General features: G+C 65.4%; 18 protein-coding genes. 7 read left to right on the forward strand and 11 right to left on the reverse strand.

The window, feature by feature from the left end:
• Nucleotides 1-233 precede the first annotated feature (233 nt).
• From ACV229_RS37335 to ACV229_RS37355, 5 genes are all read right to left on the reverse strand, one after another.
• Nucleotides 234-1,292, reverse strand: a complete 1,059-nt coding sequence (locus ACV229_RS37335; RefSeq protein ID WP_448088070.1) for a HoxN/HupN/NixA family nickel/cobalt transporter — start codon at nucleotides 1,290-1,292, stop codon at nucleotides 234-236.
• Nucleotides 1,293-1,467: 175 nt separating this feature from the next.
• A complete protein-coding gene (gene fusA, locus ACV229_RS37340) occupies nucleotides 1,468-3,582 on the reverse strand; it encodes an elongation factor G (RefSeq protein ID WP_448088071.1) in 2,115 nt (704 codons plus the stop codon).
• Between the two features lie 208 nt (nucleotides 3,583-3,790).
• Nucleotides 3,791-4,291, reverse strand: coding sequence for a DUF192 domain-containing protein (locus ACV229_RS37345; RefSeq protein WP_448088072.1), 501 nt, complete (start codon nucleotides 4,289-4,291; stop codon nucleotides 3,791-3,793).
• 190 nt (nucleotides 4,292-4,481) lie between these two features.
• Nucleotides 4,482-4,703 (reverse strand): hypothetical protein, encoded by a 222-nt coding sequence (locus tag ACV229_RS37350; protein WP_448088073.1) that lies wholly within the window; start codon nucleotides 4,701-4,703, stop codon nucleotides 4,482-4,484.
• A 268-nt stretch (nucleotides 4,704-4,971) separates the two neighbouring features.
• Nucleotides 4,972-5,550, reverse strand: coding sequence for a pseudouridine synthase (locus ACV229_RS37355; protein ID WP_448088074.1), 579 nt, complete (start codon nucleotides 5,548-5,550; stop codon nucleotides 4,972-4,974).
• A gap of 275 nt (nucleotides 5,551-5,825) precedes the next feature.
• Between ACV229_RS37355 and icd the strand changes: the two genes are divergently transcribed.
• Together icd and ACV229_RS37365 are read left to right on the forward strand one after the other, a co-directional pair.
• A complete protein-coding gene (icd, locus tag ACV229_RS37360) occupies nucleotides 5,826-7,082 on the forward strand; it encodes an NADP-dependent isocitrate dehydrogenase (RefSeq protein WP_448088075.1) in 1,257 nt (418 codons plus the stop codon).
• 143 nt (nucleotides 7,083-7,225) lie between these two features.
• A complete protein-coding gene (locus ACV229_RS37365) occupies nucleotides 7,226-9,454 on the forward strand; it encodes an NADP-dependent isocitrate dehydrogenase (protein WP_448088076.1) in 2,229 nt (742 codons plus the stop codon).
• Nucleotides 9,455-9,574: 120 nt separating this feature from the next.
• Here ACV229_RS37365 and ACV229_RS37370 read toward each other — a convergent pair whose 3' ends face one another.
• Nucleotides 9,575-9,799 carry a hypothetical protein gene (locus ACV229_RS37370; protein ID WP_448077376.1) on the reverse strand — a complete coding sequence of 75 codons (225 nt, stop codon included), beginning with the start codon at nucleotides 9,797-9,799 and terminating at the stop codon, nucleotides 9,575-9,577.
• Nucleotides 9,800-10,379: 580 nt separating this feature from the next.
• Here ACV229_RS37370 and ACV229_RS37375 point away from each other — a divergent pair.
• Complete coding sequence (locus tag ACV229_RS37375; RefSeq protein WP_448088077.1) at nucleotides 10,380-11,978, forward strand: multicopper oxidase family protein; 1,599 nt, start codon at nucleotides 10,380-10,382, stop codon at nucleotides 11,976-11,978.
• 172 nt (nucleotides 11,979-12,150) lie between these two features.
• Here ACV229_RS37375 and ACV229_RS37380 read toward each other — a convergent pair whose 3' ends face one another.
• Nucleotides 12,151-12,354 carry a cold-shock protein gene (locus ACV229_RS37380; RefSeq protein WP_004196460.1) on the reverse strand — a complete coding sequence of 68 codons (204 nt, stop codon included), beginning with the start codon at nucleotides 12,352-12,354 and terminating at the stop codon, nucleotides 12,151-12,153.
• Between the two features lie 545 nt (nucleotides 12,355-12,899).
• On the opposite strand from ACV229_RS37380, the gene clpS reads away from it, so the two are divergent.
• From clpS to ACV229_RS37400, 4 genes are all read left to right on the forward strand, one after another.
• Nucleotides 12,900-13,214 carry an ATP-dependent Clp protease adapter ClpS gene (gene clpS / locus ACV229_RS37385; protein ID WP_059975503.1) on the forward strand — a complete coding sequence of 105 codons (315 nt, stop codon included), beginning with the start codon at nucleotides 12,900-12,902 and terminating at the stop codon, nucleotides 13,212-13,214.
• Complete coding sequence (gene clpA / locus ACV229_RS37390; RefSeq protein WP_448088078.1) at nucleotides 13,211-15,511, forward strand: ATP-dependent Clp protease ATP-binding subunit ClpA; 2,301 nt, start codon at nucleotides 13,211-13,213, stop codon at nucleotides 15,509-15,511. Before clpS ends, clpA begins: the two co-directional genes overlap by 4 nt.
• Nucleotides 15,512-15,615: 104 nt before the next feature.
• Nucleotides 15,616-16,995 carry an amino acid permease gene (locus tag ACV229_RS37395; protein WP_448088079.1) on the forward strand — a complete coding sequence of 460 codons (1,380 nt, stop codon included), beginning with the start codon at nucleotides 15,616-15,618 and terminating at the stop codon, nucleotides 16,993-16,995.
• Nucleotides 16,996-17,260: 265 nt separating this feature from the next.
• Nucleotides 17,261-18,028, forward strand: a complete 768-nt coding sequence (locus ACV229_RS37400; RefSeq protein ID WP_448088080.1) for a COG4705 family protein — start codon at nucleotides 17,261-17,263, stop codon at nucleotides 18,026-18,028.
• A gap of 58 nt (nucleotides 18,029-18,086) precedes the next feature.
• Here the strand turns inward: ACV229_RS37400 and dut are convergent, their stop codons facing one another.
• The 4 genes from dut to ileS form a co-directional block, all read right to left on the reverse strand.
• The gene (gene dut / locus ACV229_RS37405) at nucleotides 18,087-18,533 is read right to left on the reverse strand and encodes a dUTP diphosphatase (protein WP_448088081.1); all 447 of its coding nucleotides are present in this window, start codon (nucleotides 18,531-18,533) and stop codon (nucleotides 18,087-18,089) included.
• A gap of 58 nt (nucleotides 18,534-18,591) precedes the next feature.
• The gene (gene coaBC / locus ACV229_RS37410) at nucleotides 18,592-19,803 is read right to left on the reverse strand and encodes a bifunctional phosphopantothenoylcysteine decarboxylase/phosphopantothenate--cysteine ligase CoaBC (protein WP_448088082.1); all 1,212 of its coding nucleotides are present in this window, start codon (nucleotides 19,801-19,803) and stop codon (nucleotides 18,592-18,594) included.
• Between the two features lie 69 nt (nucleotides 19,804-19,872).
• Nucleotides 19,873-20,373 (reverse strand): signal peptidase II, encoded by a 501-nt coding sequence (gene lspA, locus ACV229_RS37415; RefSeq protein WP_448088083.1) that lies wholly within the window; start codon nucleotides 20,371-20,373, stop codon nucleotides 19,873-19,875.
• A gap of 2 nt (nucleotides 20,374-20,375) precedes the next feature.
• Nucleotides 20,376-23,213: an isoleucine--tRNA ligase gene (ileS, locus tag ACV229_RS37420; protein WP_448088084.1), complete on the reverse strand. Its 2,838-nt coding sequence runs from the start codon at nucleotides 23,211-23,213 to the stop codon at nucleotides 20,376-20,378.
• Nucleotides 23,214-23,275: the final 62 nt, after the last annotated feature.

Genomic DNA, 23,275 nt, shown 5'->3' on the forward strand with positions numbered 1-23,275 from the left:
TTTATGCGTGTGGTGCCCAGGGGCCAGAAGATGCGATGTTGTTTCGGCGGCCGATTTCATCCGGCCAGGTCATGACCTGCCGGAAACTTCGATCGGCACGCGGGCCCGCCGTGCGGACCCGTTACTGCGATAACCGTGCCAACGGTCGCTCACGCCCGTCGTGCAAGGCGTGAGGGCTCCGCGCGACCAGCGCTGAAACGTCGGAGGAGGGGTTTGGTTTCTGAATTGAAACGTCAGGAGGAAGCGCAGCGTGTCGGCGCGTCGGCCGCACGCCGCCAGCGGTGGAACAGGATCGACGCGATCCAGCAGGTCAGAAACAGCGCGACGATCCCGTATCCGATCACGCCGAACCGTTCGCCGGCCGCGTCGAGCGCATCGCGCACGGGGCCTGTCAGCGCGAGCTTGTCGGCGAGCAGGCTGGCTGCCTCGATGCCACCGATCGCGAGCGCGACCGCCGCGGACACGAACGTGATGCTCGCGTTGTAAAGGAGCTTGCGCTGCGGATCGTCCATCGCCCAGCCATATGCGTGGATCATCAGCACGTTGTCCGTCGAATCGATCAGCGTCATGCCGGCCATGAACAGCGCGGGAAACAGCAGGATCGCGTAGAGCGGCAGGCCCTGACTCGCCTGCGTGGCGGCGATCGCAAGCAGGCCGATTTCGGTTGCAGTATCGAAACCGAGCCCGAACAGCACGCCGACCGGATACATGTGCCAGCTCTTCGACACGAACCGGAACAGCGGACGCAGCAGCCGCGTAACGAAGCCGGCAGGCCGGTGCGTGTGCGTGGCCTCCGCGTGCGCACCGTCCGGCGCGCGGCGGTAGCGCCGCCATACGTCGCGCAGGATCGCGAGGTTCACGCCGGCCAGCACGAGCAGGAACGTTGCGGACACGGCAGTGCCGAGCGTGCCGCCGATGTCGCGAAACGCGTCGAAACGGTCGCGCAGCACGAACGCGGTCAGCGCGACGCCGAGCGTCGCGGCGACGACGATCGTCGAATGACCGAGCGAGAAGAACAGGCCGACCGTCAGCGGACGCTGCCCGTGCTGCATCAGCTTGCGGGTCGCGACGTCGATCGCGGCGATGTGGTCCGCATCGACCGCGTGGCGCAGCCCGAGTCCATAGGCGATCGCCGCCGTGCCGAGCAGCAGCGGCCGATCGCGCAGCGCCGCGAGCGCCCATACCCAGACCGCGGCGTTGGCGGCGATCAGTCCCGCATAGAGCATCAGCAGGCGGCGCAGGGCAGGGGACAGCAGCATCGGCGTGGATTCGTCTGATGGTATGCCGTGCATTGTGTCACGCACAAAATGCACGGCCGTCCGGTCAAAATTGTCGTGCCGCAATGTGGCGAATGCGGTTGCGACGCGCGCTTCGCCGGAATTCCGGCGCGTGTCCGGGGCGTGCGCGCGACGAAAAAAAGCCCGTCCGCGAACGGACGGGCTTCGGGTGCTGCAGCGGCTGCCGACGTTACCGCGTATCGGTGCGCTTCGCGTTGATCACCGCTTCCGACACGTTCGTCGGCGTCTCCGCGTAGTGCTTGAACTCCATCGTGTAGGTCGCGCGGCCCTGCGTCGCCGAACGCAGCGACGTCGAGTAGCCGAACATTTCCGCGAGCGGCACCTCGGCGCGCACCAGCTTGCCGCCGCCGCCCGCGATGTCCTCCATCCCCTGCACGATGCCGCGCCGGCTCGACAGGTCGCCCATCACGTTGCCCATGAAGTCCTCGGGCGTCTCGACCTCGACCGCCATCATCGGCTCGAGCAGCACCGGCTTCGCGCGGCGCATCGCTTCCTTGAACGCCATCGAGCCGGCCATGCGGAACGCGTTTTCGTTCGAGTCGACGTCGTGGTACGAACCGAACGTCAGGTGCACCTTCACGTCGACGACCGGGTAGCCCGCGAGCACGCCGCTCTTCAGCGTCTCCTCGATGCCCTTGTTGACCGCCGGGATGAACTCGCGCGGAATCACGCCGCCCTTGATCTCGTCGAGGAATTCATAGCCCTTGCCGGGGTTCGGCTCGAGCTTGATCACCGCGTGACCGTACTGGCCGCGACCACCCGACTGCTTGACGAACTTGCCCTCGACGTCCTCGGCGACGGTGCGCACCGTCTCGCGATACGCAACCTGCGGCTTGCCGACCGTCGCTTCCACGCCGAACTCGCGCCGCATCCGGTCGACGATGATCTCGAGGTGCAGTTCGCCCATCCCGGAGATGATCGTCTGGCCCGATTCTTCGTCGGTCTGCACGCGGAACGACGGATCTTCCTGCGCGAGGCGGTTCAGCGCGAGCCCCATCTTTTCCTGGTCGGCCTTGGTCTTCGGCTCGACGGCCTGCGAGATCACCGGCTCGGGGAATTCCATCTTCTCGAGGATGATCGGCTTGCCCGGATCGCACAGCGTGTCGCCCGTCGTCGCTTCCTTCAGGCCGACCGCCGCGGCGATGTCGCCCGCGCGCACTTCCTTGATTTCCTTGCGCTCGTTCGCGTGCATCTGCAGGATCCGGCCGAGCCGTTCCTTCTTGTCCTTCGTCGGGTTCAGCACCGTGTCGCCCGATTCGACGACGCCCGAATACACGCGGAAGAAGATCAGCTGGCCGACGAACGGGTCGGTCATGATCTTGAACGCGAGCGCGGAGAACGGCTCGTCGTCGCTCGGATGACGTTCCGCTTCGTTGTCGTTGAGATCGTGACCGAGGATCGCGGGCACGTCGGCGGGCGACGGCAGGTAGTCGATCACCGCATCGAGCATCGCCTGCACGCCCTTGTTCTTGAACGCGCTGCCACAGAGCATCGGCACGATCTCGTTCGCGATCGTGCGCTTGCGCAGCGCGGCCTTGATTTCTTCCTCGGTCAGCGAGTTGTGGTCGGTCAGGTACTTCTCGAGCAGTTCCTCGCTGGCCTCGGCCGCAGCCTCGACCATCTTCTCGCGCCACTCGTGCGCGAGCTCGACGAGGTTCGCCGGGATGTCCTCGTACGTGAACTTCACGCCCTGGCTTTCGTCGTCCCAGACGATCGCCTTCATCTTCACGAGATCGACGACGCCCTGGAAATGGTCTTCCGCGCCGACCGGAATCTGGATCGGTACGGCGATGCCTTTCAGGCGCTCGCCGATCTGCCGCTGCACGCGGAAGAAGTCGGCGCCGACGCGGTCCATCTTGTTGACGAACGCGATGCGCGGCACCTTGTACTTGTTCGCCTGGCGCCACACGGTTTCGGACTGCGGCTGCACGCCGCCGACCGAGTCGTAGACCATGCATGCGCCGTCGAGCACGCGCATCGAGCGCTCGACTTCGATCGTGAAGTCGACGTGCCCGGGGGTGTCGATGATGTTGATCCGGTGTTCCGGATAATTGCCGGCCATGCCCTTCCAGAACGCGGTCGTCGCGGCCGACGTGATCGTGATGCCGCGTTCCTGCTCCTGCTCCATCCAGTCCATCGTGGCCGCACCATCGTGCACTTCGCCGATCTTGTGGCTCACTCCGGTATAAAACAGGATGCGCTCGGTAGTCGTGGTTTTGCCGGCATCGATGTGAGCGCTGATCCCGATATTGCGATAGCGCTCGATGGGGGTTTTGCGGGGCACGTGAACCTCCAGTGGTTCGGGTCGTAAGCCGGCCGGCTGCGCCGGTCCGGGGAATTCAAGCGAGATTTAAAGCATAGCGCTTGCGTGTGGCTTTTGCAGATAGGGGCCGTGCAGCCGGAATCAAGATGCACGGCGGGCGAAAAAAAAGCCGGCGCGCAGGAGGCGGCCGGCCGGCAGGCACGCGCGGCGACGCGCCGCGGCGGTGCCGTCACTGCGGCTGCGGCAGCCCGTCGAGCTTCATGCCGGGCTTGATGCCCTTCGCCGCGAACCAGCCCTTGCTCATCTCGAGCGCATAGACGCCGTTGTTGCGCGGGCAGTGGTTGTTGGTCGTCTCGGCCTGCATCTCGTCGATGTCGGTGATCGTGCCGTCCGCGCGGATGAACGCGATCGACAGCGGGATCAGCGTGTTCTTCATCCAGAAGCAGTGCACGGCGTTCTCGTTGAACACGAACAGCATCCCTTCGTTCGGCGCGAGCTGCGAGCGGTACATCAGCCCCTGTTCGCGATCGGCATCGTTGGCCGCGACGGCCGCGTCGATCACGTACATGCCGGCGCGCAGCTTGACGCGCGGAAACTCGCTCGGCTGCTTGGCGCCGGGCGGCATCTGTGCGACGGCGGATTGCATGCCGACCGCGGCGACGGCCAACGCGGCGGGAAACACGGCGGCGCGCGCAAGGCGGCCGAGCGACGAGCGCAGGGAGAATCGCACAGCAGGGCTCCTTTCGGAAAATCGAGACCCGCATGGTACGCGATGCGTATCGGCGGGAACACATCGGGCGCGCACAAATCGGCGGGCACAAAAAAGAAAAAGGCAGATCGCCTTGCGGTGACCTGCCTTTCAACGCCGTAAGAACGGCAACAACGTGTTCTTGACTGCGTTATTCTTGCAACTTGCTTACTTAGTTCGAAGCAGCTGCCGGGGCTTCGGCTTCGCTTGCAGCCTTCTTAGCAGCGTGGTGCTTCTTAGCTGCGTGGTGCTTCTTGTGGTTTGCCTTCTTTGCCGGTGCCGAAGCAGCTTCTGCCGGAGCAGCAGCAGCCGGTGCAGCGGCCGGAGCCGAAGCTTGTGCGAAAGCAGCCGTTGCGAAGAGACCAGCGACCAGAGCGGCGATCAGTTTGTTCATGTTGTGTTCCTCAGCTTTAGTTAATTAACCAAATGACCCGGCATAGGAGTCATGACGTCTAACGGTGCCATCCACCTTTCGGTTGACAGACGCTCCGAGAAATTTCTCTTTGCGCTGCGGGCGCCGAATCGTATTCGAAAAAAACGTCGCTTTCGTGACGCAAACGCGGTTCGGCTGCCAATGCCGGATAGCTCAGGGTGGCATCTGCGTCGTTTAACGCGCGATCTTCGCAGGCGGTTGACGAAAAAAATCACGCATCACGGAAATGTCATTCGAGGCGCGCGAAACCGTCCCACGGCGCCCGCGGCGGCAGCTCGATTGTTTCTCCTGGTGCAATGCCGAGCGCGAATATGTCGAGCGCGCCAATGCCGACGCGCACGAGGCGCAAGGTCGGAAAGCCGACCGCCGCGGTCATCCGGCGCACCTGGCGGTTCTTGCCTTCGGTGATCGCGAGCTCGATCCACGTGGTCGGGATCGCCGCGCGGTAGCGGATCGGCGGGTTGCGCGGCCACAGCGCGGCGGGCGGCTCGATGAATTCGGCGCGGCACGGGCGCGTCACGTAGTCGCCGAGATCGACGCCGCGCGCGAGCGCCTTCAGGTCGGCCGGCGCCGGCGCGCCGTCGACCTGCGCCCAGTAGCGCTTGACGAGCTTGTGCCGCGGTTCGGCGATGCGCGCCTGCAGCGCGCCGTCGTCGGTGAGCAGCAGCAGCCCCTCGCTGTCCGCGTCGAGCCGGCCGGCCGCGTAGACACCGGGCGTTCTTACCCAGTCGCCGAGCGACGGTCGCGTCTCGTGCGCGGAAAACTGGCAAATCGTGCCGAACGGCTTGTTGAGGGCGATCAGGGTCATGGCGGAACGCGTGCCCGGCGCGCCGGAAGGGCGGGGCGGGCGGTCTATGGCAAATGGCGGAATCTTAATGCATAATACGGAACGCCAAGTCCTCTGTCTTATATAAGACATAAGGGAAGACTTGATACGCAGCGCCGCGCTTCGCGCCGCCGTGCCCGATAGGGGCGCTAGAATAGCGGCTCGCTGCAGCAGTCACGGGAGACGCCAGCCGCGATCCCGTCACTGCGCAGCTTTCGACCAGCCTTACCTGCTCAGCCACGTCACTGGAGTCGATCATGCCGTATCAGCACATCAAGGTTCCGGAGGGCGGTGACAAGATCACCGTCAACAAGGATTTCACGCTCAACGTTTCCGATCAGCCGATCATTCCCTATATCGAAGGCGACGGTACGGGCTTCGATATCACCCCGGTCATGATCAAGGTCGTCGACGCGGCGGTCGAGCGGGCGTACAAGGGCAAGCGCAAGATCCACTGGATGGAGATCTATGCGGGCGAGAAGGCGACGAAGGTCTACGGTCCGGACGTGTGGCTGCCGGACGAGACGCTGCAGGTGCTGAAGGAATACGTGGTGTCGATCAAGGGGCCGCTGACGACCCCGGTCGGCGGCGGCATCCGGTCGCTGAACGTCGCGCTGCGCCAGGAGCTCGACCTGTACGTGTGCCTGCGTCCGGTGCAGTACTTCAAGGGCGTGCCGTCGCCGGTGCGCGAGCCGGAAAAGATCGACATGGTGATCTTCCGCGAGAATTCGGAAGACATCTACGCGGGCATCGAGTGGCCGGCCGAGTCGGAGCAGGCGAAGAAGGTCATCAAGTTCCTGCAGGACGAGATGGGCGTGAAGAAGATCCGCTTCCCGGAAACGTCGGGCATCGGCGTCAAGCCCGTGTCGACGGAAGGCACCGAGCGGCTCGTGCGCAAGGCGATCCAGTACGCGATCGACAACGACCGCAAGTCGGTCACGCTGGTGCACAAGGGCAACATCATGAAGTTCACGGAAGGCCTGTTCCGTGATGCCGGCTACGCGCTCGCGCAGAAGGAATTCGGCGGCGAGCTGATCGACGGCGGCCCGTGGATGCGCGTGAAGAACCCGAAGACGGGCGGCGAGATCGTCATCAAGGATTCGATCGCCGATGCGTTCCTGCAGCAGATCCTGCTGCGCCCGGCCGAGTACGACGTGATCGCGACGCTGAACCTGAACGGCGACTACATCTCCGACGCGCTGGCCGCACAGGTCGGCGGCATCGGCATCGCGCCGGGCGCGAACCTGTCGGATTCGGTCGCGATGTTCGAGGCGACGCACGGCACCGCGCCGAAGTACGCAGGCAAGGATTACGTGAACCCCGGTTCCGAAATCCTGTCGGCCGAAATGATGCTGCGCCATCTCGGCTGGACCGAGGCGGCCGACGTGATCATCGCCGCGATGGAAAAGTCGATCCTTCAGAAGCGCGTCACGTACGACTTCGCGCGCCTGATGGAAAGCGCGACGCAGGTGTCGTGCTCGGGCTTCGGCGAAGTGCTGATCGAGAACATGTAAGTCCCCTCCGGGGTGTGCCGGCGCATGGCCGGCCGCCCCGGCGCCTACTGCCGGACCCCCCCTTACGCGACCGACCCGGTCGCACTTCCGCCGGTACCGCCGGCGATCTTCAGTCCCAATTTTCAAGTAGCAACGCATCGACCATGTCCACTTCGCCCAAGATCATCTACACCCTCACCGACGAAGCGCCTGCGCTCGCGACCTACTCGCTGCTGCCGATCGTCAAGGCCTTCACGCGCTCGTCCGGCGTCGCCGTCGAGACGCGCGACATCTCGCTCGCCGGCCGCATCATCGCCGCATTCGCGGACGTCCTGCCGTCCGAGCAGAAGGGATCGGACGATCTGGCCGAGCTGGGCCAGCTCACGCTGAAGCCGGAAGCCAACATCATCAAGCTGCCGAACATCAGCGCATCGGTGCCGCAACTGAAGGCCGCGATCGCCGAACTGCAGGCGCAGGGCTACAAGCTGCCCGCGTACCCGGAAGAGCCGTCGACTGATGAAGAGAAGGCCGTCAAGGCCCGCTACGACAAGATCAAGGGCAGCGCGGTGAACCCGGTGCTGCGCGAAGGCAACTCGGACCGCCGCGCGCCGCTGTCGGTCAAGAACTACGCACGCAAGCATCCGCACAAGATGGGCGCGTGGAAGGCCGATTCGAAGGCGCACGTCGCGCACATGAGCGAAGGTGACTTCTACGGCAGCGAGAAATCGGCGCTGATCGCCGACGCCGGCAGCGTGAAGATCGAGCTGACGAAGGCAGACGGCACGAAGCAGGTGCTGAAGGAAAAGACGGCCGTCAAGGCGGGCGAGATCATCGACGCGTCGGTGATGAGCAAGAAGGCGCTGCGCAGCTTCCTGGAAGCGCAGATCGCCGACGCGAAGGCGCAGGACGTGCTGTTCTCGCTGCACCTGAAGGCGACCATGATGAAGGTCTCCGATCCGATCCTGTTCGGCCACGCGGTGTCGGTGTTCTACAAGGACGCGCTCGCGAAGCACGCGGACGTGCTCGCGCAGGCCGGCTTCAACCCGAACAACGGCATCGGCGACCTGTATGCGCGCCTGAAGGACCTGCCGGCCGACACGCGTGACGCGATCGAAGCCGACATCAAGGCCGAATACGCGGTGCGCCCGCGTCTCGCGATGGTCAACTCGGACAAGGGCATCACGAACCTGCACGTGCCGAGCGACGTGATCGTCGATGCTTCGATGCCGGCGATGATCCGCGAATCGGGCGGCATGTGGGGCCCGGACGGCGCGCTGTACGACGCGAAGGCCGTGATTCCGGACCGCTGCTACGCGGGCGTCTACCAGGCTGTTATCGAGGACTGCAAGCAGCATGGCGCGTTCGACCCGGTCACGATGGGCAGCGTGCCGAACGTCGGCCTGATGGCGCAGGCAGCGGAAGAATACGGTTCGCACGACAAGACGTTCCAGATCGCGGCGGACGGCGTCGTGCGCGCGACCGACGAAGCGGGCAACGTGCTGCTCGAGCACGCGGTCGAAGCGGGCGACATCTGGCGCATGTGCCAGACGAAGGACGCGCCGGTGCAGGACTGGGTCAAGCTCGCGGTGAACCGCGCACGCGCAACCGGCGCACCGGCCGTGTTCTGGCTCGATCCGGCGCGCGCGCACGACGCGCAGGTCATCGCGAAGGTCGAGCGCTACCTGAAGGACCACGACACGAACGGCCTCGACATCCGCATCATGACGCCGGTCGACGCGACCCGCTTCTCGCTCGATCGCATCCGCGCGGGCAAGGACACGATCTCGGTGACGGGCAACGTGCTGCGCGACTACCTGACCGACCTGTTCCCGATCATGGAGCTCGGCACCAGCGCGAAGATGCTGTCGATCGTGCCGCTGATGGCGGGTGGCGGCATGTTCGAAACGGGCGCCGGCGGTTCCGCGCCGAAGCACGTGCAGCAGTTCGTCGAAGAGGGCTTCCTGCGCTGGGATTCGCTCGGCGAATTCCTCGCGCTTGCCGCATCGCTCGAACACCTCGGCCACGCGTACCAGAACCCGAAGGCGCTCGTGCTCGCGAAGACGCTCGACCAGGCAACCGGCAAGTTCCTCGACGAGAACAAGTCGCCGGCGCGCAAGGTCGGCGGCCTCGACAACCGCGGCAGCCACTTCTACCTGTGCCTGTACTGGGCGCAGGCGCTCGCTGCGCAGGCCGAGGATGCCGCGCTGCAGGCACAGTTCGCCGATGTCGCGAAGGCGCTCGCCGACAACGAAGCGCGCATTCTCGAGGAACTGTCGGGCGCGCAGGGCAAGCCGCAGGCCATCGGCGGCTACTATCGCCCGAACGTCGACCTGACGAGCCAGGCGATGCGCCCGAGCGCGACGCTGAACGGCATCGTCGACGCCGTCGCCTGACGATCTGCGCAGGCGCGATTGCGCGAGCCGCTGCCGGGCATCATGCCCGGCGGCCGGCCACCCCACCGAAAAGAAAAACGCCCCGGACGCCCGGGGCGTTTTTCGTTGGCGGCTCGCCACTCACACGTGGACGATTTCCCATTCCGCGATTTCGTGCGGCACTTCGAGCGTTGCCGTGTCCAGTTCGGACAGTTGCGGGCAGTCGCCGCGGGAGATGTGGTCTGCGGCAAGCTCGGGGCACGAGAACGCACCGAGCAGGGCATTGCCGAACGTCGCTTCCCAGCCGCCGTTGCCCGGCAGGATGTAGAACGACCCGAGCGCTGAACCAAAGCGAAATCCCATCATTTCCGTTCTCCCTTTCTGATCACACGCGTTTCGAATCCGTGGCGCCTGCTGCCGGTTCGGCAGACTCTGGCTCGACTGGCGGTTGCGTCGGGTTCGTCGGTGGTGCGTGTCGAACGTCGTTGCGTAACGTCAGTGCATGTGAAGAAGTCTACGTCCGGACCCCGTTCGGATGGTGCAGGTAGAACTGCTGCTCGAAACAAAAATTTTCTTTTAAAAACAAGTGCTTGTTTTCGCTGTTTCGTATCGCGGAAGGCTTTTTGGCATCGCGAAACAGAAGATTTGTGCCCTGCACCACGAATTTTTATAACGCAGGGGTTCGTTCCGTATCGTGAAATTTTGGGTGTTTTGCGGACGATGCGTAGCCGCCACGGCCGATCCTGGTCGCGAACGGCCGTTTCGGCGGCTCGCCCGCTGTCGGATTCCACCGAGGGCGGGTGCCGGTCTGCGACGTTTCGCCGCCCGATCGGCGCCGCCGAATTTCAGTGCGGGCGTCCGGTTATGATGACGCGGGCAACGGGCGCCGGCATCGTACCGGACGACAGCTTCCCGAAGAACAACCGTCAAGAACGAGGACCGATTGATGATACGCAGAGCATTCCTGTCGCGCGCCGTCGGCGTTGCCGTCGCGTCGCTGTTCGCGCGCGGCGCTTGGGCGCAGCACGCGGGTCATGCGGGCATGGAAGACATGGATCAGATGGACGACATGCCCGGCATGGCCGGCACGTCGTCGCACGGACAGCATGCGAAGGCGGCACGGCCGGCCGCGCTCGCGGCTGCCGACGCGCTGCCGGCCGGCGCGCCGCTGGCGTCGCTGCGCGCGCTCGCCAACGAGAGCCGCGAGCCCGGGACGTTCCGCGCGACGCTGGTCGCACAGCCGGTTGCGCGAGCGCTGCTGCACGGCGCGCGGCCGACGACGTTCTGGCAATTCGGCGCGGGTACGCAGGGCCCGGTCGTCGGGCCGTTGATCGATGTGCGGGAGGGCGATACGGTCGAGATCCGGTTCGTGAACCGGTTGCCGCAGCCGTCGACGATCCACTGGCACGGGCTGCCGGTGCCGCCGGACCAGGACGGCAACCCGTCCGATCCGGTCGCGCCGGGGGCGTCGCAGGTCTATCGCTTCACGTTGCCGAAGGGGAGCGCGGGCACATACTGGTATCACCCGCACCCGCACATGATGACGGCCGAGCAGGTATTTCGCGGGCTGGCCGGGCCGTTCGTCGTGCGCGCGGCCGACGATCCGCTTGCCGGCTGGCCGGAGCGGAACCTGTTCGTGTCCGATCTGAAGCTCGCGCGCGACGGCACGATTCCGCCGAACGACATGATGGACTGGATGAACGGTCGGGAAGGCCAGTTCGTGCTGGTCAACGGCGCGCGCCGGCCGCGCATCGACATCGCCGGCGACGAGCGCTGGCGCGTATGGAACGCATGCAGCGCGCGCTATCTGCGGCTCGCGTTCGACGACGGACGCGCGTTCGAGCAGGTTGGCACCGACGGCGGGCTGTTCGATGCAGCGCGCCGCGTCACGTCGCTGCTGCTCGCGCCGGGCCAACGCGCGGAATTGCTGGTGCGCGCCGGCGACCGCGCGTCGCGCGCGGTGCTGCAGGCGGCCGAATACGACCGGCGCAAGATGGCGATGTCCGACGACGGGCACGGCAGCCTGCCGCCGGATCCCGCGATGCCGCTGGCGGACGTTGCGTTCGCACCGGCCGCCGCGCGCGCGCTGCCGGCGACGTTGCGCGCAGTGCCGGCACTCGGTGAGCCGGCAGCGCACAAGGAGATCGCGTTCGGCGAGGAAATGGACATGGACGCGATGATGGGCGCGCCGGTGCATGGCCGCCCCGCGGGCATGCGCTTCACCATCAACGGCGACACTTACGCGCCGCACCGTGCGACGTTGACGAGCCGCATGGGTGACGTCGAGCGCTGGACGATCCGCAACGACACCGACATGGACCACCCGTTCCATCTGCACGGCACGCAATTCCAGGTGACCGAGCGTGCGTCGAACGGCACCCGTACGCAGGAACCGTTCCGCGCGTGGCGCGACACGGTGAACGTGCGGAGCGGCGAAACCGTGACGATCCTCACCACGCAAGACATGCGAGGCGAGCGCATGTTTCATTGCCACATCCTCGAGCACGAGGATCTCGGCATGATGGGTACGCTGAAGGTCGTGTGATGTGTCGCCGGCGTCAGCGGCGTATCGGATGAACACGCGCGATTTGCATGTGCGGCCCGACAATCGCCGGTAGTGCGGCTGGATTAGGCGAACAGGCCGGCCAATCGAAAGTCGACCGCAAAAAAAGAAACCCGGCGTTGAGCCGGGTTCCTTCGTCCGAAATCCGTTGCCCTCAGGCGGCCTGGATGTTCGAAGCTTGCTTGCCTTTCGGTCCTTGCACGACCTCGAAGCTCACCTTCTGGCCTTCCTTCAGGGTCTTGAAACCCTGCATGTTGATGGCCGAGAAGTGTGCAAACAGATCCTCACCGCCCTCGTCGGGAGTGATGAAACCGAAGCCCTTCGCGTCATTGAACCATTTGACAATACCAGTTGCCATACCTACTTCCCCTGTCACACAGTCGCTACTTACCACGAGCACGCTCGAAAAGCTAAACGACCCGAAAATACAGCCGTTCCCCCCTCACAAGCTCACCTCGGCCTTTCTCTTCTCGCTTCGCCGTTCAGACAAATTGAAAAAAGTGCCAGCTTGATTGTTGGCGCTCTTTATTGGAGTGTCAAGAGAATTTTTAGACGTATAGAGGGACGTTGTAAAGAACCCATTTTCAGGGTTTTTCCGGCTTTGCTTTGCAGCATGCGGCCAAGCGCGCGCACTTGAAAAGTCGCATAATCGGCTCATATACCAGGCTCGAGTGACACGCGTTCGAGCCGTCCCGGCTTGTGGGATACTGGATGCGGACGCGACGTCGCGGTGCGATTCTCCGTGACGGAACGTGTCCCGCGCCACGCGTGAAAGCCGGCACCGCAGCCGGCTTTCGTATGGCGCGACAGTACGCGTGATTCCGGGGTTCCGGGGAGGGCACCGGCCAGTCGGTCGGGTTATGGCAGGATTGCGGGCCTGTCCGAGTTGTTTAGAATGGGTGTATGGCGATTATCCCGGACAAGCAGGACAGTACCGTCCTGGAACGCAAGCAGCAGAAGCTGAAGCCGCCTTCGATGTACAAGGTGGTGCTGCTCAATGACGACTTCACGCCGATGGAATTTGTCGTGATGGTCGTGCAGGAATATTTCAGGAAGGATCGCGAGACGGCCACGCAGATCATGCTGAAGGTCCATCGCGAAGGGCGAGGGGTTTGTGGGGTCTATACGCGGGACATCGCGTCGACCAAGGTTGAGCAAGTCGTTACCCATGCGCGGCAGGCCGGGCATCCGCTGCAGTGCGTGATGGAGGAAGCATGATTGCCCAGGAATTGGAAGTCAGCCTGCACATGGCGTTCATGGAAGCACGCCAGGCGCGCCATGAGTTCATAACGGTCGAGCATCTGCTGCTGGCCCTGCTGGATAATCCGACGGCGGCCGAGGTGTTGCGCGCGTGCGCGGCAAACATCGAGGACCTGCGTCAGAACCTGCGCAATTTCATCCACGACAATACGCCCACCGTCCCGGGCACCGACGACGTCGATACGCAACCGACGCTCGGTTTCCAGCGCGTGATCCAGCGCGCGATCATGCACGTCCAGTCGACGTCGAACGGCAAGAAGGAAGTCACGGGCGCGAACGTGCTCGTCGCGATCTTCGGCGAGAAGGATTCGCATGCCGTGTACTACCTGCAGCAGCAGGGCGTCACGCGGCTCGACGTCGTGAACTTCATCTCGCACGGCATCGCGAAGACGAATAGCGGCGAGGCCGCGAAGGCGAGCGACGCGAACAGCGAGAGCGAAGACGCGAATGCGCAGAAGGAAACCCCGCTCGCGCAGTTCACGCAGAACCTGAACCAGATGGCGAAGGACGGCCGCATCGATCCGCTGATCGGGCGCGAGTCCGAAGTCGAGCGCGTCGTGCAGGTGCTGTGCCGCCGCCGCAAGAACAATCCGCTGCTCGTCGGCGAAGCCGGTGTCGGCAAGACCGCGATCGCCGAAGGCCTCGCGTATCGCATCACGCGCGGCGAAGTGCCGGACATCCTCGCGAACGCGCAGGTGTATTCGCTCGACATGGGCGCGCTGCTCGCAGGCACCAAGTATCGCGGCGATTTCGAGCAGCGCCTGAAGACGGTGCTGAAGGAGCTGAAGGAGCGCCCGCACGCGATCCTGTTCATCGACGAGATCCATACGCTGATCGGCGCCGGCGCGGCGTCGGGCGGCACGCTCGATGCGTCGAACCTGCTGAAGCCGGCGCTGTCGTCGGGCACGCTCAAGTGCATCGGCGCGACGACGTTCACCGAGTACCGCGGCATCTTCGAGAAGGATGCGGCGCTGTCGCGGCGCTTCCAGAAGGTCGACGTGACCGAGCCGACCGTCGAGCAGACGGTCGCGATCCTGCGCGGGCTGAAGTCGCGCTTCGAGGAGCATCACGGCGTCAAGTATTCGTCGGGTGCACTGTCGGCGGCGGCCGAACTGTCGGCGCGCTTCATCACCGACCGTCACCTGCCGGACAAGGCGATCGACGTGATCGACGAGGCGGGCGCCGCGCAGCGCATCCTGCCGAAGTCGAAGCAGAAGAAGACGATCGGCAAGAGCGAGATCGAGGAAATCATCTCGAAGATCGCGCGCGTGCCGGCGCAGAGCGTGTCGCAGGACGACCGCAGCAAGCTGCAGACGCTCGATCGCGACCTGAAGAGCGTCGTGTTCGGGCAGGATCCGGCGATCGACGCGCTCGCGGCATCGATCAAGATGGCGCGCGCGGGCCTCGGCAAGCTGGACAAGCCGATCGGCGCGTTCCTGTTCTCCGGCCCGACCGGCGTCGGCAAGACCGAAGTGGCGCGCCAGCTCGCGTTCACGCTCGGCATCGAGCTGATCCGCTTCGACATGTCGGAATACATGGAGCGCCACGCGGTGAGCCGCCTGATCGGCGCGCCGCCGGGCTACGTCGGGTTCGACCAGGGCGGCCTGTTGACCGAAGCCGTCACGAAGAAGCCGCACTGCGTGCTGCTGCTCGACGAGATCGAGAAGGCGCATCCGGACATCTTCAACGTGCTGCTGCAGGTGATGGATCACGGCACGCTGACGGACAACAACGGCCGCAAGGCGGATTTCCGCAACGTCATCATCATCATGACGACGAACGCGGGCGCCGAGTCGATGCAGAAGGCGTCGATCGGCTTCACGACGCGCCGCGAAACCGGCGATGAGATGGCCGACATCAAGCGCCTGTTCACGCCGGAGTTCCGCAACCGGCTCGACTCGATCATCAGCTTCCGCTCGCTCGATGAGGAAATCATCATGCGCGTGGTCGACAAGTTCCTGATCCAGCTCGAGGACCAGCTCCACGAGAAGAAGGTCGACGCGTTGTTCACCGACGCGCTGCGCAAGCATCTCGCGAAGCATGGCTTCGACCCGCTGATGGGCGCGCGGCCGATGCAGCGGCTGATCCAGGACACGATCCGCCGCGCGCTGGCCGACGAGCTGCTGTTCGGCAAGCTCGTCAACGGCGGTCACGTGACGGTCGACGTCGACGAAAACGACAAGATACTGCTGTCGTTCGACAAGCTGGCGAATCCGCCACACAAGCCGAACGAGGAGGCGGTCGAAGTCGAATAAGCGATAATTGCTCGTTTCAAGCCAACGGCGCGGGAAGTCTTCCGCGCCGTTTCGTTTTATCTGGCGCCGGCGGCGCCAGCGTGGGTGCAGGGAGTGAGGAAGCGGTGACTCAACAACAACGGACGTTCGACAGCATCGTCGAGCGCGAACAAGGGCTGCGCCACGCATTGTCGTCGGGGCAGATGGCGATGATCGCGATCGGCGGCGCGATCGGCACGGGGCTGTTCCTCGGCAGCGGATTCGCGATCGGGCTCGCCGGCCCGAGCGTGATGATCTCGTATGCGATCGGCGCGCTGATCGCGCTGCTGCTGATGGGCGCGCTCGCGGAAATGACCGTCGCGCACCCGACCGCCGGGTCGTTCGGCGCGTATGCGGAGCATTACGTCGGCCCGCTCGCCGGTTTTCTCGTGCGCTATGCGTACTGGTTCGCGGTGGTATTCGCGATCGGCACCGAGATCAGCGCGATCGCGGTGTTCATGAAGTACTGGTTCCCCGCCGTGCCGGGCTGGTACTGGGTCATCGGCTTCTCGGCGCTGCTGATCGCCGTCAACCTGTCGAGCGTCACGCTGTACGGTTCGGTCGAGTATGCGTTTTCGCTGCTGAAGATCGCGGCGATCATCGTGTTCATCGTGCTGGGCGCGTATATCGTCTGGTCGGCGCCGGCCGCGTCCGGCATCGGCTTCGCGAACTACACCACGCACGGCGGCTTCCTGCCGAAGGGGCCGTGGGGCACGTGGGTCGCGGTGATCGTCGCGATCTTCAGCTACATGAGCATCGAAGCCGTCGCGATCGCGGCAGGCGAGGCGCGCGATCCGCAGCACGCGGTCACGCGCGCGTTCCGCTCGACGGTGTTCCGGCTCGTGCTGTTCTACCTGCTGACGCTCGCGCTGATGCTCGCGATCGTGCCGTGGACGCAGGCGGGCACCGACGAAAGCCCGTTCGTGAAGGTAATGGCCGCGACGCGCGTGCCGTATGCGGCGGGGGTGATCAACTTCGTCGTGCTGATCGCCGCGCTGTCGGCGATGAACAGCCAGCTCTACGTGACGACGCGGATGATGTTCAGCCTGTCGCGCGCGCGCCTCGCCCCGGCGCTGTTCGGCCGGCTCGGCGCGAACGGCGTGCCGCGTGCGGCGCTGTGGGTGTCGACGAGCGGCGTCGCGGTCGCGGCCGTGCTCGTCGCGCTGTCGCCGGACACCGCATTTACCGTGATGATGGCGATCGCGATGTTCGGCGCGCTGTTCACGTGGCTGATGATCTTCGTCACGCATCTGCGCTTCCGCCGGCATTACCGCGGCCCGGCGCTCGCGTTCCGGATGTGGTGGCATCCGTTCGGCAGCTTGCTCGGCGCCGGCCTGCTCGCCGCGATCCTTGTCACGACGGCATTCACGCACGAGTTCCGGATGACGATGGCGGTCGGCGTCGTGTTCGTCGTGCTGCTCACGCTCGCGTACGCGCTGCATTACCGGCGCCGGCACGCGCGCTGACGGCTGGGCTGGCCGGCGCGGTGCACGCTGCTGCGGCCTCGGGCGCCGCCGCACGGCCGCCCGCGTGGTGCCCGGTCGCGTTCCGACCCCGCGCGAACACGCTTGTCGTGCGCCGTCCCCGCATGGGATGCCGGATGACGACACCGCATCGAGGACGCCATGGACGCGTTAACGACGCGTTAAGGAAGCGTTGATTACCATTCGATCCGTCTGCAAGGCGATGCGGTCTCGACCGCGTCGCCGCGTATTCCTGCATGAGGTTCGAATGAAAAAATTGCCCGAAATCACGCTCGCGTTCTGGATCATGAAGATCTGCGCGACCACGCTCGGCGAAACCGGCGGCGACCTGCTGTCGATGACGCTGAACGTCGGCTACGCGGTGAGCTCGATCCTGCTGTTCGGTTTCTTCCTCGTCACGCTCGGCGCACAGTTGAAGACGACGCGCTATCGCCCGGCGATTTACTGGGCGGTGATCGTCGCGACCAGCACGGCCGGCACGACGATGTCCGATTTCATGGATCGCACGCTCGGCCTCGGCTATGCGGCCGGCTCGTCGATCCTCGTCGCGATCCTGCTGGCGATCTTCGCGGTGTGGCGCCTGACCGGCGAGTCGCTGTCGGTCGACGAGATCCGCACGCGCAAGGTCGAGATGCTGTACTGGATCGCGATCCTGTTCTCGAACACGCTCGGCACCGCGCTCGGCGATTTTCTCGCGGACAGCTCGGGCCTCGGCTTCGCCGGCGGCGCGCTGCTGATCGGCGGCCTGATCGCCGTGATCGTGCTCGCGCATTACTTCACGCGGATCTCGGGCGTATTCCTGTTCTGGGCGGCGTTCGTGCTGACGCGTCCGTTCGGCGCGACCGTGGGCGATCTGCTGACGAAGCCGGTCGCGAAGGGCGGCCTCGCACTCGGTACCATCGGCTCGTCGGCGGTGCTGTTGAGCGTGCTGGTGGCGTTGGTCATCTACGCGACGATCGCGCAGCGGCGGCAGCCGACACCGGCGGTCGTGCGGATCGCGCAGCCGGTCGAATAATGATGTAGAAGGGCTGAACGAAGAAGGGGCGGCGCGCATGCGCCGCCCCTTTTGTCGTTCAATGACGGCCGGTGCTGCCGAAGCCGCCTTCGCCGCGATCGCTCGTGGCGAAATCGCCGACGATGTTGAACTGCGCCTGCACGACCGGCACGATCACGAGTTGCGCGAGGCGTTCGAACGGGTTCAGCACGAACTCCGTCTGACCGCGGTTCCACGTCGAGATCATCAGCTCGCCCTGGTAGTCCGAGTCGATCAGGCCGACCAGGTTGCCGAGCACGATGCCGTGCTTGTGGCCGAGGCCCGAGCGCGGCAGGATCAGCGCCGCATAGCCGGCGTCGGCGAGGTGGATCGCGAGGCCGGTCGGCACCAGCGCGGTCTCGCCCGGCTTCAGCGTGAGCGGCGCGTCGAGGCATGCGCGCAGGTCGAGGCCGGCGCTGCCGGACGTCGCGTAGGCGGGCAGGTAGTCGCGCATGCGCGCGTCGAGGATCTTCAGGTCGAGTTTCATGCAGTCGTCGAATGGCTAATGATGGAGCGCGGCGGCGGGCAGGCCGCCGCGCGTATGGTCAGATCAGGCGGTTGTCGGGCAGGCGCTTTGCGATTTCCTCGACGAGCACGTGCGCGAGTTCGTCCTTCGGCGCGCGCGGCAGGCGCGTGATGCCGGTTGCTTCGAACAGCACGACTTCGTTGTCGTCGCGGCCGAACGTCAGCGGGCCGAGGTTGCCGACGAGCAGCGGCACGTTCTTGCGCTTGCGCTTCTCGTCGCCATGCACGTCGAGATCGCCGCTCTCGGCCGCGAAGCCGACGCAGAACGGCGGGTCGGGCAGTGCGGCAACCGACGCGAGGATGTCCGGGTTCTCGACGAACGTCAGCGCGGGCATCTTGCGGTCGGCGGTCTTCTTCATCTTGTGCTCGGCGGGCTGCGCGACGCGCCAGTCGGCCACCGCGGCCACCGCGATGAAGATGTCGGCGTCGGGCACCGCATTCATCACCGCGTCGTGCATCTGCTGCGCGGTCTGCACGTCCTCGCGGTAGACGCCCCACGGCGTCGCGAGCGCGACCGGGCCGGCGACCAGATGCACTTCCGCGCCGGCCTGTTGCGCGGCGCGTGCGAGCGCGAAGCCCATCTTGCCGCTCGAGCGGTTCGTGAGCCCGCGCACGGGGTCGAGCGGTTCGAACGTCGGGCCGGCGGTGATCAGCACGCGCCGGTGCGCAAGCCGCTTCGGCTGGAAGTGCGAGACGATCGCTTCGTAGATCGCTTCCGGCTCGAGCATCCGGCCGTCGCCGACTTCGCCGCACGCCTGCGCGCCCGAATCGGGGCCGAGCACCGACACGCCGTCGGTGCGCAGCTGCGCGACGTTGCGTTGCGTGGCCGGGTTCTGCCACATCTGGCGGTTCATCGCGGGCACGACGAGCAGCGGACAGTCGCGCGCGACGCACAGCGTCGACAGCAGGTCGTCCGCGAAACCGTGCGCGAGCTTCGCGAGGAAGTCGGTCGACGCGGGCGCGATCACGATCGCGTCGGCTTCGCGCGACAGGTCGATGTGCGCCATGTTGTTGTCGACGCGCGGGTCCCATTGGCTCGTGTAGACGGGCCGGCCGGACAGCGCCTGCATCGTGACGGGCGTGATGAACTGGGTGGCGGCTTCCGTCATCGCGACCTGCACGGTCGCGCCGGCCTTGGTGAGCAGCCGCGTGAGCTCGGCAATCTTGTAGCAGGCGATGCCGCCCGTCAGGCCGAGGACGAGATGTTTTCCTGCGAGTTCTGCGTGTGCCAACTCGGGCCTCCGAAGGGGTCGATCAAGACGGCCGGCGCACGGCCGGCCGTCGACGCAGAGTATGCGCGCTTAGCGCGTGCCGCGCACGCGACGCAGTTCGTCGTAGATCAGCAGCACCGCGCCGACCGTGATCGCGGAATCGGCGAGGTTGAACGCCGGGAAGTGCCAGGCGCCGACGTGGAAATCGAGGAAGTCGATCACGTGGCCGTAGATGAGCCGGTCGATCACGTTGCCGAGCGCGCCGCCGAGGATCAGCGCGAGCGACAGGCTGAACAGGCGCTGCTGGCCGTGACGCTTCAGCAGGAAGCAGATCACCAGTGTCGCGCCGATGCCGAGCGCGGTGAACGCCCAGCGCTGCCAGCCGCTTGCGGTCGACAGGAAGCCGAACGCGGCGCCACGGTTGTAGACGAGCACGAGATTGAAGAACGACGTCAGCGCATGCTGCGCGCCATACGCGAAGGTCTTCAGGATCGCGATCTTCGTCAGCTGGTCGAACAGGATGACGATCAGCGAAATGCCGAGCCACGGCGCGAGCGCGCCACTTGTCGATTTCGACAGGGTTTTCGCCATATTTACGCTGCGCTCCGGGTTTCGCCGTTTTCAAACAGGTTCGAGAAGCAGCGGCCGCACAGCGTCGGATGATCGGCGTGCGCGCCGACGTCGTCGCGGTAGTGCCAGCAGCGTTCGCACTTCTGCCACGTCGACGCTGCGACGTCGACGCTTTCCTGCGCTTCGTCGTCGACCTTGACGACGGTGGCCGCCGACGTGATCAGCACGAACTTGAGATCGTCGGCGAGGCTCGCGAGCGCGTCGTAGCGCGCGCCGCTCGCATGCACGGTCACTTCCGCCTGCAGCGACGAGCCGATGCGGTTCGCGGTGCGGGCTTCCTCGAGCGCCTTCGTGACGTTGCCGCGCACGTCGCGCAACAGCGTCCACTTCGCGATCAGCGCGTCAGCGTCGGCGACGCCAGGATACGCGTAGTACGTTTCCGTGAAGATCGTGTCGCTCGCCGGCTGGAACACCTTCCACGCTTCTTCCGCGGTGAACGACAGGAACGGCGCGAGCACGCGCAGCAGGCCCTGCGTCAGATGGTAGAGCGCCGTTTGCGCGGAGCGGCGCGCCTTCGAATCGGGCGCGCTCGTATACAGGCGGTCCTTCAGCACGTCGAGGTAGAAGCCGCCGAGATCCTCCGAGCAGTACGTCTGCAGCTTCGCGACGACCGGGTGGAACTCGTACTTCTCGTAGTGCGCGAGCAGCTCGGTCTGCAGCTGCGTGGAGAACGCGACGGCGTAGCGGTCGATCTCGAGCCACTCGCCGACCGGCAGCGCGTGCTGCGCGTAGTCGAAGTCGGACAGGTTCGCGAGCAGGAAGCGCAGCGTATTGCGGATCCGGCGATAGCCTTCCGTGACGCGCTTCAGGATCTCTTCGGAGATCGCGAGCTCGCCCGAGTAGTCGGTCGACGCGATCCACAGGCGGATGATTTCCGCGCCGAGGCGGTTCGCGACTTCATGCGGATCGATGCCGTTGCCGAGCGACTTGCTCATCTTGCGGCCTTCGCCGTCGACCGTGAAGCCGTGCGTGAGCAGGCCCTTGTACGGCGCGCAGCCGTCGAGCATCGACGCGGTCAGGAGCGACGAATGGAACCAGCCGCGGTGCTGGTCCGAGCCTTCCAGGTACAGGTCGGCCGGGAACTGCAGGTCGTCCTTGTGCGAGCCGCGCAGCACGTGCCAGTGCGTCGTGCCCGAGTCGAACCACACGTCGAGCGTGTCGCGATTCTTTTCGTACATGTTCGCGTCGTCGCCGATCAGCTCGCGCGGATCGAGCGTCTGCCACGCCTCGATGCCCGACTGCTCGACGCGCTTCGCGACTTCCTCGAGCAGCTCGAGCGTGCGCGGATGCAGCTCGCCGGTTTCCTTGTGGACGAAGAACGCCATCGGCACGCCCCATTGGCGCTGGCGCGACAGCGTCCAGTCCGGGCGATTCTCGATCATGCTGTGCAGGCGCTGCTTGCCCCACGACGGGTAGAACGCGGTCGCGTCGACACCCGCGAGCGCGGTGTCGCGCAGCGTCGCGCCGCCGTCGTGCGGCGTCACGTCCATGCCTGCGAACCACTGCGACGTCGCGCGGTAGATGATCGGCGTCTTGTGGCGCCAGCAGTGCATGTAGCTGTGCGTGTACTTCTCGTTGCGCAGCAGCGTGCCCGCGGCGTTCAGCGCGTCGACGATCTTCGGGTTCGCGTCCCAGATCGACAGGCCGCCGAACAGCGGCAGCGATTCGATGTAACGGCCGTCGCCCATCACCGGGTTGATGAAGTCCGAATCCATCATGCCGTGCGCCTTGCACGAGATGAAGTCCTCGACGCCATACGCGGGCGACGAGTGCACGACGCCGGTGCCGGTGTCGGTCGTCACGTAGTCGCCGAGATAGACGGGCGACGTGCGCTTGTAGCCGGGGTGGGCCGCGGCGAGCGGGTGGTTGAAGCGCAGGTTGACGAGCTTCTCGCCGCGCGTCGTCGCGACGACGCGGCCGGTCAGCTTGAACTCTTCCATGCACGCGGCGACGCGCTCTTCCGCGATGATCAGCAGGCCGCGCTCGGTGTCGACGAGCGCGTAGACGATATCCGGATGGAGGTTGAGCGCCTGGTTCGCCGGGATCGTCCACGGCGTGGTGGTCCAGATCACGATGCCGCCGTCGGCGCGCGGCAGCGCGGGCAGGCCGAATGCCTGCGCGGTCTTTTCCGGCTCCGCGAACGTGAACATCACGTCGATCGTCGGGTCGGTGCGGTCCTTGTACTCGACTTCCGCCTCGGCGAGCGCCGAGCCGCAATCGAAGCACCAGTTCACGGGCTTCAGCCCGCGATACACGTAGCCCTTCTCGAGGATCTTGCCGAGCGCGCGGATTTCCCCGGCCTCGTTGACGAAGTTCATCGTCTTGTACGGGTTGCTCCAGTCGCCCAGCACGCCGAGCCGCTTGAAGCCGACCTTCTGCTTCTCGATCTGCTCGGTCGCGTACGCGCGCGCCTTGCTCATCACCTCGGCCGCCGGCAGCGACTTGCCGAACTGCTTCTCGATCTGGATCTCGATCGGCATCCCGTGGCAGTCCCAGCCCGGCACGTACGGCGCGTCGAAGCCCGCCATGTTGCGCGACTTGATGACGATGTCCTTCAGGATCTTGTTCACCGCGTGGCCGAGGTGGATGTCGCCGTTCGCATACGGGGGGCCGTCGTGCAGGATGAACTTCGGCCGGCCCTTGCTCGCTGCACGGATCTTCTCGTAGATGCCGTGCGTTTCCCATTCCTTGACCCACTGCGGCTCGCGCTTCGGCAGGTCGCCGCGCATCGGGAACGGCGTGTCGAGCAGGTTGACCGGATACTTGGCCTGCGGTTTCGAATCGGCTTTCTTGTTGCTCATGATGAGATCGCTATCAAATCGGGGGACGCTCGTGCGTCGTGAATCGGGAATGCGCGCGCAGC

The sequence above is a fragment of the Burkholderia sp. MR1-5-21 genome, assembly GCF_053427715.1.